This window comes from Pseudoalteromonas piratica (assembly GCF_000788395.1).
GTDB classification, from domain to species: Bacteria; Pseudomonadota; Gammaproteobacteria; order Enterobacterales; family Alteromonadaceae; genus Pseudoalteromonas; species Pseudoalteromonas piratica.
Map to the genome: position 1 here is coordinate 2,854,321 of NZ_CP009888.1, position 15,054 is coordinate 2,869,374.

Genomic DNA, 15,054 nt, shown 5'->3' on the forward strand with positions numbered 1-15,054 from the left:
GCCAAGTATCTTTATTTCAGACATAAAAAAACCCCGACCTAAAGGTCAGGGTTTAAGAATAAGTGGTGCCCAGAGGCGGACAAAATTGTCAGGAACCATTTTGAACATGCGCAGCATGGCTTGGAAAATACACGGAAATATTTTCTCATCGAACTAACGTGAGATTTCGCCAAGCATTTTTATTTCAAGCATAAAAAAACCCGACCTAAAGGTCGGGGTTTAAGAATAAGTGGTGCCCAGAGGCGGAATCGAACCACCGACACGAGGATTTTCAATCCTCTGCTCTACCGACTGAGCTATCTGGGCAAGCTTTTTTAGTACTGCTTAAGTACACTCTTTCGAGTAAATAAATGGTGCCTGCTGCCGGAGTCGAACTGGCGACCTACTGATTACAAGTCAGTTGCTCTACCAACTGAGCTAAGCAGGCACACTAAAACTGGTCATCTTTAAAAGATGGTGCCCAGAGGCGGAATCGAACCACCGACACGAGGATTTTCAATCCTCTGCTCTACCGACTGAGCTATCTGGGCGCTTTAATGCGTTAGCTATTTTAGTACTGCTAAAGTACACTCTTTCGAGTAAATAAATGGTGCCTGCTGCCGGAGTCGAACTGGCGACCTACTGATTACAAGTCAGTTGCTCTACCAACTGAGCTAAGCAGGCACACTAAAACTGGTCATCTTTAAAAGATGGTGCCCAGAGGCGGAATCGAACCACCGACACGAGGATTTTCAATCCTCTGCTCTACCGACTGAGCTATCTGGGCGTTTTTCGGTAAGTAAAATCGTTTTAAGGATTTTCAATGCTATTCCAAATTGCTCTACCGATTAAGCTAATTGGGCAAATACGTAAACTTCTTTACTAAACATTTGAACACTAGTTGCTTCTCGCTTTTGCGTTCTGCCTGTCTGGGCGTGCGGCGTATTAAAAGGGTTTTACCTCTTTAAGTCAACACTTTTTTCAAGATTTATATTTGTTTGAACACTTATCACCCAACTTGAGCAGAAACAACCCAGCACAAATGATTTCACTTTCCTAAATTCGTATGTAATAGTAAGATTTGTAGTTATTTTGTAGTAGAAGCGAAGGTCATTTTACTAATTTTTGGCCTTACGCAATAAAAAAAACAATAATTATCCAAAGAATCCCCAAATGACTGGAGTAAGGTTCTAAAATGCTTACTAACAAGGTTTTATCACTCAAGGCTATCCATACTATAAATGTGACTGCCTTTATGGTTTTCGTATTCTCCCTCTATATGTCGTTAAATAGCTTTATTAATCTAAATGCTAATGAACCAAAACCTCCGACTTATAGTAAAGCTGATTTAGAAGCGATCGCTGATAAAGTTGATAGGCCTTTAGTGGATGCAATTACTCGTTTTGGTTTTAATAACGCCATCCAAATTATCCACTCTTTGAAAGCCGTAGATAAAGAACTCGATTACTACCTGTTTAACCTTAAACGAGACAAGTTACAGCTTATTAGTAAAACGGGTGGAGATATCACTGATCCTGAAAACAAAAACAGTGCAGTAGAAAATGATAGCACCATCATAATTAACCAACAGCTTATCCTCGATAATAAAGTGCATGGTCTTCTTGTTATTGAATTTCAAAAGCCATCTCAAATTATCACTGTTGCAACCTCATCTTCAGCAGCTTATGTATGGGCGGTAATCGCATTAATTTCTGGTGCCTTTTGTTTAACCTTCTTACCCACTGCACTGACGCGAAAGATCGTTGCCCACACCAATAAACTTGATAACGAAATTGCTATGATTACTGAAAAAGGTGATTATCAACTGCGTGTCGACACTGATATCGGTTTAGGCCTCGCGCCGACAGCTGAACGTGTAAACCTTTTGCTTGATGCAGTTAATAAAAGTGAGCAACTGCACATTAAAGCAGAAAATGAGTTGCAAGCATTACAATCGAGCCTAGAACATCAAGTGGTATCGCGAACTCATGAACTAGAAAAAGCAATCAAAGTTGCTGAGCGTGCTAATGATGCGAAAACAACATTCTTAGCAACCATGAGTCATGAAATAAGAACTCCCATGAACGGTGTGATTGGAACTATCGACCTGTTACGGAATACCTCATTGAGTGGTTCGCAACATCGCTTAAGCAGCATTATTCGAGAATCTGCATTTTCACTACTGGGGATCTTGGATGATATTTTAGACTTCTCAAAAATAGAGGCTGGTAAGCTCACTGTTGAAAACAAACCATTTAGTGTTGTCAGTGTCGTTGAAGAAGTAGCCAAAGTGATGAGCTCAATTGCCCATAAGAGCAATTTAGAATTATCACTATATATTGACCCTGAAATCCCTGAATCGGTTCTCGGTGATGCCGTTCGCGTTCGCCAGGTCATTTATAACCTGTGTTCAAACGCTATCAAGTTCACTCAAACCAGCGATGATACGCAAGGCCAAGTGAGCATAGAAGCAAAACTAACCTCAAACAGCCATGACTTTGACACCATCGATTTTATTATTAGCGATAATGGTAAAGGCATGGATAAAGCACAGCTTGCCCGAATATTTCAGCCATTTAGCCAAGCAGAAGAAAGTATTACACGCGAATATGGCGGTACTGGTTTAGGACTTTCTATTTGTAAAAGTTTAACAGAACTTATGTACGGTAATATCCGCGTAAGCTCAGAGCTTGGACTTGGTAGTGAGTTTATTGTAAGAATCCCATTTACCAAAGATGAAGAGGCCGCTAAAGGTCATCGCGGTCGCCTACAAAAGCGGCGCGTTGCTTTATTCAGCCCTGTTGAAAAAAATAAAGAGCGATTACGCGCTTATTTGTCTTATTTAGGCGCCGAAGTAACGCCTTTTAATCAAATTTCTGACGAATTATCAGAGTGGCAATTAAAGCAAGGTATGATTTGGGTGATCGATGGCACCTTTAATATGGAAGAAGCCAATACTATCCTTCGCAAAATAGCCTACAACCTAGAGACTCATAATCAACAAGCAATTGTGCTTGGTCGTCTTACTGAAGCAAAGCTGAATTTAAAGAACCTCTTCTATTTATCTGCAATGCCGCTTTGCAAAAGTGCTTTTTTCAATTCGCTACTTATTGCTGCAGGTCTACAGTCGCCCAAAGTTATTAATACTAAACGTAAAATTAGCCCATTAACGAATGAGCAGTTTAAAGGACAGTGCCAAGTCCTATTAGTTGAAGATAACTTAATGAACCAACAGGTTATTTGCGATCAACTTAATTTATTAGGTTACAGTGTTGATATTGCATCGAATGGCGAGGAAGGCTTTGAGATGTGGAAAAACGGCTGTTATGAATTTGTCTTAACGGACCTTCATATGCCAAAAATGTCTGGCTACGATTTGGCGCGCCAAATTCGACAAGAATCACCTTATCGCAAAGATTTAAAAAATAACACAACCATAGTTGCCATCACTGCAAATGCACTGAAAGGTGAACGAGAAAAATGCATTGAAGGTGGCATGAATGATTACATTACCAAGCCCGTTGAGCTAAATGTACTCGAAGAATTAATGGAAAAGTGGCTGCCCAGAACGCAATTGCAAACCAGTAGCACGCCTATTCTGATTGAAAAACTGGTTGGTTATGTGGGTGAAGATATCGCACAACACAAGCATTACCTCGAGATGTTCGCAAAACACGGGCAAGATCTCGCATTCGATATTTCTCGTGCGCTCAAACAAGAGGATACTGAACAAGCAGGAAAACTCGCGCACCAATTAAAATCCACAGCAAATACCATTGGTGCTATTAACGTTGCCGAAGCGGCAAACGCTATTGAAACGCTAGTGAATCAAGAACGTGAAATATCCAGTATTACTCTTACTCATTATGCTGATGAGTTAGAACGAAGTTTTTTCGAAGCGAATGAGTTTATTCATGATTACTTAAACAATAATCTTAAAAGCTAAACTATTTTTAAAAACTAATTAGAAAAGGCGCCTATTTGGCGCCTTTTTTATTTTTCTACTGGTTTGTAACCTTCGATTTCAACATCTTTGTTTTCAAATAAGAAACCAACCATTTGCTCTTCTAAGAAAGTTCTATGTTCTGGATCCATCATATTAAGATGCTTTTCATTAATCAGCATAGTTTGTTTGTGTTGCCACTCAGCCCATGCTTCTTTACAAATATTGTTAAAAATACGCTCGCCAACTTCACCCGGATAAAGTTGGAAATCTAAGCCATCGGCTTCTTTTTGTAATTTTTGACAAAAAACTGTACGTGCCATAATCAATCTCACTCTAATCTTTGGGTGCAGTTTACCCTTTTCTGGATAAAGTTTTAATAATTTTCTTAGTGGGAGTCGCTAAACCTACTTGCTGCTGATCAAACAAATTAAATGCAAGCACTTCTTTTTCTGCCACTTGCATCGGCATTGTTTCAACATTAATAACCACTGGCGTAATCATTAAGTTAAAATGACTGAAAACATGCTTAAACTCAGGTAGTAATGTCTTTTCACCCTTTAAGTTTAAGCTCGTCATCCAATTATCTAACTCAGCTTCATTTGTAAACTCAAAGAAGCCAAACAATCCACCCCAAATACCAGAAGACGGGCGTTTTTCCATTAGCACTTCATTTTTTGATTTAACAATCGCCATTAAACAGAATTTTGTTGGATTCGTTTTCTTTGGTTTAGGGTTAGGAAATTCTTTTACTTTATTAGCTTTATATGCACCGCATTTGTCAATTAACGGGCAAGGGTCACAATCAAATTTAGTACGCGAGCAAAGGCTTGCACCTAAGTCCATCATTGCTTGGTTAAACTCAACTACATTTCCTTTGGGCGTGATTTGATCAGATAATTGCCACAAAAGATTCTCTACCTTCTTTTCGCCATACCAACCAGACACCATAAAAAAACGTGCTAAAACCCGTTTTACGTTGCCATCTAAAATAGGATGATGTTGCCCAAGTGACAGTGACAAAATAGCCCCAGCAGTTGAACGACCAATGCCAGGTAAAGCAATTACTTCATCAATATTCGTTGGGAACTTCCCTTGGTACTTCTCAACAATGATCTTGGCAGCTTTATGTAAGTTACGAGCTCGTGCGTAGTAACCCAAACCAGTCCAATGGTGCAATACTTTATCTTCATCCGCCTCTGCTAAAGACTCAACCGTTGGAAAACTTGCCATAAAACGTTCGAAATATGGGATAACCGTTATTACTTGCGTTTGCTGCAACATAATTTCAGATACCCACACTTTGTATGGCGTTTTCGCTAGCTGCCAAGGTAATGTTTTTCGACCATATAAGTGATACCAATCAACAACTTGATCCGCAAACCACTTACTTTCATGTTTCTCTATTTTCACGCACGACCCTAAATAGAATTGATTTAAATCGTCGCCAGTCTATTAAGGCAGATTGAAAATTCAAGCAATTGTTGTGATTTATGATAAAAAAGCGGCAGCTATACTTGAGCTAAACCCAACTTACGGGGATAATACGCCCCCAAATTTTCAACGTCGGTGAGATATGAGCGAAACATCTAAAACTGCTTTAGAGCAAGCAGAACAAGAAGGTAAATACATTCGTAAAGTTCGTAGTTTTGTAAAACGCGAAGGGCGTTTGACAAAAGGGCAAGCAAAAGCACTTGAAGATAACTGGCCAACAATGGGATTAAACCATCAAGATGGCCTGCTTGATTTCACCAAAGTGTTTGGTAATGACAACCCTGTTGTACTTGAGATTGGCTTTGGTATGGGTAAGTCATTAGTTGAAATGGCAAAGAATGCACCAAATACTAACTTTATCGGTATTGAAGTTCACCGACCTGGTGTGGGTGCATGTTTAATGGATGCAAGCGAAGCGGGCGTAACAAACTTACGTGTTTATGAGCACGATGCTGTTGAAGTACTAGCGGACTGCATTGCCGATAGTTCACTTGCTAAATTACAACTATTTTTCCCTGACCCATGGCACAAAAAACGCCATCATAAGCGCCGTATTGTTCAACCTGAATTCGTTGAAAACCTTCGCAGTAAACTGAAAATTGGCGGTGTGTTTCATATGGCCACTGATTGGGAAAACTACGCTGAGCACATGCTAGAAGTGATGACTGCGGCTGAGAAATTTAAAAACCAATCGGAAACTAACGATTACATGCCGCGACCGGACGACCGTCCACTGACTAAATTCGAACAGCGTGGCCACCGTTTAGGTCATGGTGTTTGGGATTTAATGTTCGAAAGAAAGGTATAAGCTATGTTATCAGCTGCCAGCCAAGTATTAATTCGTAATCAAGAATACTTAGAAGCCGAATCTGTTTTATTAGTAAACCATTTGAATGATGGCTTTGCTGAGCAGCTGTGTACTCTATACCCCAATGCTAAAATAACCGCATTTACTAGCATATTAACTAATCAAGCTGATGCCAAACACGCAAACTTTGAACAAGTAGTAGCAGCCGAACTGCCGCAAGGGCCGTTTGATTTAGTAGTACTTTATTACCCTAAAGCTAAAGCTGAAGCACAGATGCTTTTGGACAATATTCGCGCTATTAGTACTGATTCAACGCGTTTATTGGTGGTTGGCGAAAATAAAGGCGGCGTTAAATCAGCTATCAAGCAACTGAAAGACGATGCGCAATTTTCACGTAAAGTTGATTCAGCACGCCACTGCAGTTTGTTTCAGTTCTCAGGTTTAGCTTTAAACCCTGATTTCCAACTAGCTAACTATGCTAAGCAATTTGAAATCAATGTAGCTGGAACGCCGCTCAGCTTAGTCACTTTGCCAGGTGTATTTAGTCATGGTGAGCTTGATAAAGGCACTGAGATACTGCTTGAAACAATCAAACTAAATAATCCTAAAAGGTTACTGGATTTTGCCACCGGCTGTGGTGTGATCTCTACATTTTTAGCCAAACATAATTCACAGTGTCAGATTGTTGCATCAGACGTAAGTGCTCTTGCACTTGCGGCTGCTCAATTAACCTTCGCCCAAAACGGCGTTCATGCGGAGCTAAAACTAGCTGACGGTATTTCATCAATTGACGCTAAATTTGATTATATTGTGTCAAATCCGCCGTTTCACACAGGACTTGCTACCAATTACGACATCACCCAACTGTTTATTGCGGATGCAAAAAAGCGATTAAACAAACATGGTGAATTACTTATTGTTGCCAATAGTTTTTTACCCTACGCGGACGCACTAACGAGTGAATTTGGCAGCTTTAAAAAGCTTGAAGATAATAAAAAGTTTACAATTTATTCCGCTACAGCCTGATTTTTTCCAAGCATTAGCAATCTTGTTGGATAGCGTTTGGTATGCTCTTTTAATTGTCCGAGTTTAAGTGCTTTTTGATTTACTCTTGTATTAGCTAGGTAAAGTTGCCCTCTTTTAACAAAATAAAAAGCGTTCTGCTCTGCGAACTCTGCAAAACGCTTGATTTGGCTTAGATTTTTTACCTGAAATACAAGCGTTAACTCTCTGTAATCCATACTCTCTGAGCCACCCCAAACCTGATAATATTTTATTCCTTTAAGTGCAAGATGCTTAGTAACTTTTCTTGCTAGCAGTCGATTTTGTAACCTTGTGCGTTTCACGCCATTAGCATTCCACACACTCAATAACATGGTAATCGAGCCCGTTTTCTGCTGCCGTAAAGGTGTTAATGCTACCGATTGATAGATTTCCCAAAGTGAAGATTCGTTATTTTCCATATATCTGTTGATAAACTACTCATATAGCGTCTAAACTTGATTAGACGCCCTATCTAATTCTGTTAATCGCATTAATACAAAGATTTGCTTAAAAATAGTGGCCTCAGTAAGATGTAACTAACCCTGTAAAAAATAATGCAATATGCCTAATTCTCATAAAACAATAACAATTAGAAAGGCGCTAAGCCGAGCGGTGATTGTCATCACCTCTTTAAGCATACTGCTTTCTGTCATTGTAAGTACAGTGATAGACGTCTCGAATCAAAAAAAGAACCTGATTGAAGAGCTTAATACGTTAGCTGGTATCATTTCTTTTAATGCTTACGTACCGCTTGTTTTTGTTGACAAAGATGAAATGCAAAAGCAATTAAAAGCTTATGAAAAAGTAGAGTACATCAAGAATATTCATATCTATCAGGTTGATGATTTCACAGGCACAATTTCACTTTTCGCAACCTACGACACAGGCAAAAACCCTCCTATCCCTTCTCGTGTAAAGAAGCTTTCAAACAAGGTGACCGCCAATGTTGAGGGGGATACAATTGAAGTTATCTATCCAATTCGTACCGATGATACTGAAGGCGCAATAAGTACAACTCCGAAAATTGACGGCTATGTATATATACTCGGGACTGATCAACCAATTCAACGCGCACTTCAAAACAGGGTATCCATTGACATATTTGTTGGTCTGGTCATTTTAATTTCTGTATTACTTATAACACTTACCTTTCAGCGTCGATTTTCTCGACCAATTGAAGCACTCAGCGCTGTTGTAAAAGACGTATCTAAAAATAAAAATTACGATGTTATTGTACCTAATGCAAAAATTACTGAATTAGACTTATTGGCTAAAAGCATCAACACTCTATTTGCACGCACACTGGCACAACTCGAGCGACAAAAGAAAGATGAACAAGAAATTAGGCAGCTCAACCAAAACCTTGAGATGAAAGTTAATCAGCGGACGATTGCTTTGAAAGAAGCAAACCAAGAGCTGCTTAGCACGTTAGAGCGTATGCACCAATATCAAACCAAAATTGTCGAAAACGAAAAGATGGCTTCGCTTGGTCAAATGGTTGCAGGTGTTGCTCATGAAGTTAATACACCGCTAGGTCTTGGCATAACTGGCTCGACTTTACTCAAGGATAAACTGGAAGAATTAAAATCCCATTTCGATAATAAAACTCTGACTTCTTCACATATGAGCCGTTTTATTGAGGATGGTGTTGAAAACTTAGATTTGATTTACCGTAATCTAAATCGTGCTGCAGAACTTGTATCTAGTTTTAAACAGCTTGCTGTTACCCATGAAACCCAAGAGGGTAAAAGGATCAACTTGTGTTTATTTACGCAAGAGGTTATTTCCACTTTAACAGGCGAATTAGCAAAGTTCCCTCATAAAGTGTCTGTTGAAGGGGATAACACCTTGGAGGTTTGGACTAAGCCCCCTGTTGTGCAGCAAATTATAGAGAATTTAATCAGCAACAGCTTAATTCATGCTTTTAATGCCGAGCAACATGGCAATATTGTTATTACAATCTCTCAAAATAACAATAATGCAATTATTGACTATCAAGATGACGGTAATGGCGTACCTATCAATATTCGCAATCGTATTTTCGATCCATTTGTTACAACCCGTCGTGGTGAAGGTGGCAGCGGATTGGGTATGCACCTCGTTTATAACCTTGTTACGCAAGCACTTGATGGCAGTATTAAGCTTGACACTGAAGCAACCAAAGGCGCTCATTTTGTCATAGAAATTCCCATTGCAGAGGGGGATTTCTCATGAGATTACTGTTAATTTTCTGTATTTTGGTTGCTAGTACTAATGTAGTAGCAAAAACAGCAGAGCAATTACGGGCAGCCTACCTCATCCAGATCCCAGCCTTTGTTAGGTATACAAATGCGACAGATAAGCCTTTTAAAGTTACTTATTGCTTTGCAGAACAATTAGGTAAAGTAGGCGGATTAATAGACACACAAAAAGCAGTGTTAAAAGAACGAATCAACTTCGATCTAATGGTTGTGACCCCCTCTAAAGATAGTTTGCAACAATGCACCTATTTGTATCTAGCAAAAAACACAGAAAGCATTGAAAGTTACCTTGAAAACGCCGATGCGAAAACCATCGCAATAGGTGAAGAGGAATCTGTTCTAGTTAAGGGCGCACTCATGGCTCTGGTGCAAGAACAAAAGAAAATCCGCATTCACATCAACCGCTCTAAACTGGATGAAAATACGGTTAGTTTTAACGCTCGCCTGCTCTCCCTTGCAAAAGTAAAAAACTATTAAAGCTCACGCAGCCCGAAAACTTGTTTACTAAACTGATAGCCCCTATAATCCTAAATTGTAAGTAATTACTGAAAATAATTTTAATTTACCTATAAGGGTTAAATAAGAATGCAGACGCCTGTGATTTTAATCGTCGAAGATGAAGACGTAACTAGGTTAAATCTTGTCAGCTTATTTGAAGCTGAAGGCTATAAAGTGCTTGAAGCCGTTGACGGTGAAGAAATGCACGAGCGTATTTCTCAAAATGATGATATTAACTTGGTAATTATGGACATCAATTTACCAGGGAAAAATGGTTTAATTCTGGCTCGTGAAATTCGTCAACAACGTAATATTGGCCTTATTTTCTTAACGGGCCGTGATAACGATGTAGATCGTATTCTTGGTTTAGAAATTGGTGCCGACGACTACATTACCAAGCCTTTCAATCCTCGTGAGTTGACAATTCGTGCACGCAATTTATTAACGCGCACTAACTCAAGTGGAGAAGAAATCGAAAGCAATAGTTCTGGCGTGTTAACATTTAACGGTTGGGAACTAGACGAAAATAGCCGCTGTTTAACGTCACCAACGGGTGATGTGAAACGCTTACCGAAAGGCGAATATCGCGCTTTACGTTTAATGCTTGATGCGCCGGGTAGAATCTTTAGCCGCGAACAGCTTATTAAGCACATGACAGGCCGTGAACTTCGCGCCAATGACCGTACAGTTGATGTAACGATTCGTCGTATTCGTAAACATTTCGAAAGCGAAGCAAACACCCCAGAGCTTATCAGCACAATTCACGGTGAAGGCTATCGTTTTATTGGTAAGATTGATTAATTAATCAGTTGCATCCAACACAAGATTAAGGGCTTTAAGCCCTTTTTCTATGTCTTTAACTAAGTCCACTAACCACGCCTCTAGTTGTGCATCCTCAGCAGTCTCAGCATTATCTTCCATCTTTTTAGCAAGTTGTTGAACCTCTTTTAACGCAACAGAACCTGCTGCACCTTTTAGTTTATGTGCGACAGATTTATACTCACTGTAACTCTTCTCTTGCAGGGCCAAGTTAAGTTCCTCTGAGTAATTAGGCCAGAGCTTTTCAAATAATTGTACACCACGCTTAAACGAATCAACCCCCATTGAGTCAACAAAGTCTTCTAACGTTTCCATGTCTAATAAATGGCTATCTGCTGTTTCAAGGTTTGATTGTTTAATTGCCGTTACTTGCTCAAATTCAACTTCTTTGGTTGAGTGAGGGAAAAGTTCAGCAAGCACACTATCGAGCTTTCGCGTATTGATAGGTTTAGCTAAAGAACCTTGCATTTCAACCCCGGCCAAATCTTCTTCAGCGCGGCGCACATTTGCGGTCAATGCTACTAATGGTAAAGCATTAAACTCTTCTCTAGAGCGAACAATTCGCGCAACCTGATCACCATTGATATCAGGCAGCTGCATATCCAACAGAACTAAGTCTAGGTCATCTTCTGTTTCAATAAATGACAATGCATCTTCACCGGTTTCAGCCCAAATAACTTCATGTCCACGTTGTTCTAATAAGTTAGTGGCAATCTCAGCGTTTAGGGGAACATCTTCTACTAGTAAAATGTTTAAAGGTCGGCCATCGTAAACTTGTTGAACAGGTTGCTCTGTTAATACAAGTGGAATTTCAATATTGAAGGTACTACCCTGCCCCATAACACTATCAACATGAATATCCCCTTCCATCGCAAGTATTAGCGCCCGAGATACTGCTAAACCGATACCAGAACCCAGCGCATTACCTCCAGAAAGATCTGGCACTTTATAATATAAGTCAAAGATGCGACCTAGCTCGTCACTCTCAATACCAATACCAGTATCGCTTACACTAATTTCTAGAAATGATTTACTGCCACGGTATACACGTTTGCAATCGAGGGTAATCGTACCTTGCTGGGTAAACTTAACCGCATTATTAATTAGGTTCCAAAGCACCTGACGTAAGCGAGTAGGATCTATTTCAACATGAACATCAAAAACGCCTTCTTGCATTACTTTAAATTCAAGGTCTTTTTGCTGTGCTATTAAACCACCAAAATTAAAAATATCATTTAGGAAGTCGGCCAGGTTCACACTCTCACAGGCGATGTCTAACTGCTCTCTATCAACTTTATCGAGGTCAATAATATCATTAAAGATATTGCCCAGTGTTTCAGCACTTGAGAACACTGTGTTACACCAACTTCGCTGCTCACTCGATAACTCAGTATCAAGTAACATGCGTGTTAGCCCTACAATACCGTTTAGGGGAGTTCTTAGCTCATGGCTTAACGTGGCAATAAACTTACCTTTGTCTTTGTAGGCAGTCTCTAAGTCCTGCTCAGCCTGTTTACGAGAGGTAATATCACGGCCGAAACCTAATAAACCGATGTATTCGTTATTAGGATTAAAAAAAGGAACTTTACGCATTTCGAACCAGCGTAAGTCATTATTTACTTTACAGCTGACATCTAAGGTAACAGAAACATGGTTTTGCTGGACTTCATTATCAGTGTTTAACACCGAAGGTGTTTGCCCTTTGCCAAAAATATCATCCGCACGGCGACCAATCAGCAACTCAGATGACAGCCCCATCACTTCTTCAAACATCTTGTTGCAGCCAGCAAAACACCCTGAATTGTCACGGTAATAAAATAAATCAGGTGACGAGTCCACAATGGAGCGAAGAAGCACTTCTTGATCATCAAGCTCTTGTTGAGTGCGCTTTCGTTCAGCAATTTCGCGACGAAGTTCTTCAATTGCACGGCGTTTAGCTTGGAAAGCCAATTTCCTATCGTCAATTTCATTATTTAGACGACGAATATTTTCTTTTAAGCTTTGGTTTAAGAGCTTTTCTTGCTTAGTGGCGCTTTCTATATAGTTATTTGAAGTATTGAGATGATGATTGATATCAAAAATTGAAATAATGAACAGAGGGGCTAATATGGCTGCAAACACCAACATACCAACTACTTCAAGCCAAGGGATCTTACCTAATGAAATATAGTAATAGGTGCAGGCAACAGCTAGAGCAATTAACTGAATAAGAATAAAGATTACCGCTCCAGCCTTACCAGTGCCAAAGCGGTCTATTAATCGGTTAAGGGCTAATACCCAAAAGCTGGTTGGTGAGCTAATCATAATACGTTAACTATAGTCCAAGTTATAACTCACCATATTAAACTTACAGGTTTTGTGAAACCGTTAATTTATTAGCAACTTGTGACAGCGAGCACACCTGGAACTCACTGCCGCGAGCTTTAACAACACCCAATCGAGCGAGTGCTGAACTGTTTTGCGAAATTGCAATGCTTACCTCTTGTTCATTCACCTTATCATTACCAAGAGCTTGTTTTGCACCCGTTTTACACATCATTTCATTTAATTTATAAAAGTTATTTCGTGCAAATGCTTGCGCAGAAGTAACTTGAGGCTGCGAGCCCGTTAATTGCGTTGCGTACTTCCAGCTAGGAAACTCTACAGACACACTGCCATTGCGTAGTGAGACCGTATCACCATGGGTGAAATAATGACTTGTGAATTCACGCACACCCGCTTGATTCTTTTGTTTGGTTACATCAAACAACCACAAGCCACCAGAGCCAATCACTTCTATTTCAGAATGGGTCTCTTTGTTTAGCATCACTACAGAAGTTTTGTTATCCAAGCCAAATAATCTTGTATTTGCGCTAAATAGTGCAGCATGAATTCCACGCAACTGTTTACCTCGTTGTGACACTTGCGTGTCTATAATGCCCTCAGGTAAGAAAGGCAAAATCGCAGACTCAACCACTGTGAATTCACGCTCACTCTCAAGTGCAATGCAATCTGCACCCAAGCTACACGCATCATTACCTGAAGCGAATGATACAGGTTCAACAGTATTAACTTCGTTCACTACACCGGTTAATATGCTTAGCGGTTTTGCATCGCTAGTCACAGCATTAACGCTACCGCCTTCAATGGCTACCAACACTTCGTTGTTTTTGTACATATCTAGAATTTTATTAAGCGCTGCACTTTGGCTACCCGTTGGGGTGTAAAAAGCGTGATAACTTAAAAGAGGGCTGCCATCAGCGATATAAATCGCGTCCATACGTTTAATAGTGCCAATCAAGGGTTCTGATTTTTTACATTCACTCACTTGCTGTTGAAATAAATCAGGGTAAAGAACTTCACGTCGGAAACTAGCTAAGCGTTTTACTTGAAAATCTTCCAGACTATCACAAGCCGTTTTTTCATAATCTTTTGCTGTGATCGCAGTTTGCATTGCCGCATCAAGAGGTAGCCAAGTTGCATCAAAGCCGACTTGTTCAAAAAGATTTAAGTAATAGTCAACTTTTGCATATGGGTCACGGTTAGTTCCCGTGATAACAGCAATGCGCGGTTTACGCTTGTTACCTGCAATTTCTGAACTTAACTCAAATAACTTTTGATACGCTAAATCAGCTTCTACATTAGTATTTTGCGCAAGATTTACTTGAGTTCTAAGGCGGTTATTGCGGCCTTCGACTTGTTTTTGTTCAAGTAAATCAAATAAATTACGTTTTTCAAATTCGTATAAGCTCTGCCATACATCTCGTCCAGAAACAGTGCCTTCAAAGGTATTAACCGAAACCCCTCGTAATGCCCTAACAAACTGGCGTTCTGTTAGTTTTGCATTTTCAAACTTTGGTTTAACTGCTTTTAAAATGTCCGCTACTTGTTTTTTCAGCTCTTCTTGTTCAGTCCATGGGTATTCAGAAACGCGCACTAACGCTTCATCAGTTATGTCAAAAATAACTTTTTGTTTCACATCATCAGAAAATGAATTCTTACCATCTTCACTGCAATAACGTTTGTTTTCACTAGAACATACTGTGAGATCATCTGATAAAAGCACTAACGTACTTGCTGAAGCAGATGTGAGTGGAGCCAAAGCAACCAAAGAGGTTGCAAGCACTGAATTAACAACATTTTTTACGTTTTTGCTAAACATATTATTTAACAGGCAAAGTCGAGGGAAGCGCATAATTAACACCATTTATTGTTATTTTATTGCGTCAATCTAGATACCGAACTGTGCA

The 15,054-nt window shown here is 39.7% G+C and carries 11 protein-coding genes and 5 tRNA genes; 6 read left to right on the forward strand and 10 right to left on the reverse strand.

From position 1 onward, the window contains the following. Nucleotides 1-230: 230 nt before the first annotated feature. The 5 genes from OM33_RS13180 to OM33_RS13200 form a co-directional block, all read right to left on the reverse strand. Nucleotides 231-306 (reverse strand) — tRNA-Phe (locus OM33_RS13180). Between the two features lie 45 nt (nt 307-351). Then, nucleotides 352-427 (reverse strand) — tRNA-Thr (locus tag OM33_RS13185). Nucleotides 428-454: 27 nt separating this feature from the next. Then, nucleotides 455-530 (reverse strand) — tRNA-Phe (locus tag OM33_RS13190). 57 nt (nt 531-587) lie between these two features. Further along, nucleotides 588-663 (reverse strand) — tRNA-Thr (locus OM33_RS13195). A 27-nt stretch (nt 664-690) separates the two neighbouring features. Then, a tRNA-Phe gene (locus OM33_RS13200) sits at nt 691-766 on the reverse strand. A gap of 408 nt (nt 767-1,174) precedes the next feature. Between OM33_RS13200 and OM33_RS13205 the strand changes: the two genes are divergently transcribed. Beyond that, nucleotides 1,175-3,925 carry a hybrid sensor histidine kinase/response regulator gene (locus OM33_RS13205; protein WP_038642364.1) on the forward strand — a complete coding sequence of 917 codons (2,751 nt, stop codon included), beginning with the start codon at nt 1,175-1,177 and terminating at the stop codon, nt 3,923-3,925. 47 nt (nt 3,926-3,972) lie between these two features. Here OM33_RS13205 and OM33_RS13210 read toward each other — a convergent pair whose 3' ends face one another. Together OM33_RS13210 and mutY are read right to left on the reverse strand one after the other, a co-directional pair. After that, nucleotides 3,973-4,245 carry an oxidative damage protection protein gene (locus OM33_RS13210; RefSeq protein WP_038642366.1) on the reverse strand — a complete coding sequence of 91 codons (273 nt, stop codon included), beginning with the start codon at nt 4,243-4,245 and terminating at the stop codon, nt 3,973-3,975. Between the two features lie 31 nt (nt 4,246-4,276). Continuing rightward, complete coding sequence (gene mutY, locus OM33_RS13215) at nt 4,277-5,335, reverse strand: A/G-specific adenine glycosylase (protein ID WP_038642370.1); 1,059 nt, start codon at nt 5,333-5,335, stop codon at nt 4,277-4,279. Nucleotides 5,336-5,498: 163 nt separating this feature from the next. Here mutY and trmB point away from each other — a divergent pair, with 163 nt between their 5' ends. After that, on the forward strand, nt 5,499-6,224 hold the full coding sequence (gene trmB / locus OM33_RS13220) for a tRNA (guanosine(46)-N7)-methyltransferase TrmB (RefSeq protein ID WP_038642371.1): 726 nt from the start codon (nt 5,499-5,501) through the stop codon (nt 6,222-6,224). Between the two features lie 3 nt (nt 6,225-6,227). Continuing rightward, entirely contained in the window at nt 6,228-7,250 is a 1,023-nt protein-coding gene (locus tag OM33_RS13225) for a methyltransferase (RefSeq protein ID WP_038642372.1), read from the forward strand. Here the strand turns inward: OM33_RS13225 and OM33_RS13230 are convergent. Beyond that, complete coding sequence (locus tag OM33_RS13230) at nt 7,232-7,687, reverse strand: hypothetical protein (RefSeq protein WP_038642373.1); 456 nt, start codon at nt 7,685-7,687, stop codon at nt 7,232-7,234. The two genes, OM33_RS13225 and OM33_RS13230, sit on opposite strands and share 19 nt — an antisense overlap. Nucleotides 7,688-7,829: 142 nt before the next feature. On the opposite strand from OM33_RS13230, the gene OM33_RS13235 reads away from it, so the two are divergent. The 3 genes from OM33_RS13235 (at nt 7,830) to arcA (ending at nt 10,807) form a co-directional block, all read left to right on the forward strand. After that, entirely contained in the window at nt 7,830-9,482 is a 1,653-nt protein-coding gene (locus tag OM33_RS13235; protein ID WP_038642374.1) for a HAMP domain-containing sensor histidine kinase, read from the forward strand. Next, nucleotides 9,479-9,985, forward strand: coding sequence for a YfiR family protein (locus OM33_RS13240; protein WP_038642375.1), 507 nt, complete (start codon nt 9,479-9,481; stop codon nt 9,983-9,985). Before OM33_RS13235 ends, OM33_RS13240 begins: the two co-directional genes overlap by 4 nt. Nucleotides 9,986-10,093: 108 nt before the next feature. Continuing rightward, nucleotides 10,094-10,807 carry a two-component system response regulator ArcA gene (gene arcA / locus OM33_RS13245; protein WP_038642376.1) on the forward strand — a complete coding sequence of 238 codons (714 nt, stop codon included), beginning with the start codon at nt 10,094-10,096 and terminating at the stop codon, nt 10,805-10,807. Here the strand turns inward: arcA and OM33_RS13250 are convergent, their stop codons facing one another. Next, nucleotides 10,808-13,129 carry an ATP-binding protein gene (locus OM33_RS13250; protein ID WP_052141009.1) on the reverse strand — a complete coding sequence of 774 codons (2,322 nt, stop codon included), beginning with the start codon at nt 13,127-13,129 and terminating at the stop codon, nt 10,808-10,810. A 43-nt stretch (nt 13,130-13,172) separates the two neighbouring features. Further along, nucleotides 13,173-14,999 carry a type 1 glutamine amidotransferase family protein gene (locus OM33_RS13255; RefSeq protein ID WP_038642377.1) on the reverse strand — a complete coding sequence of 609 codons (1,827 nt, stop codon included), beginning with the start codon at nt 14,997-14,999 and terminating at the stop codon, nt 13,173-13,175. Nucleotides 15,000-15,054: the final 55 nt, after the last annotated feature.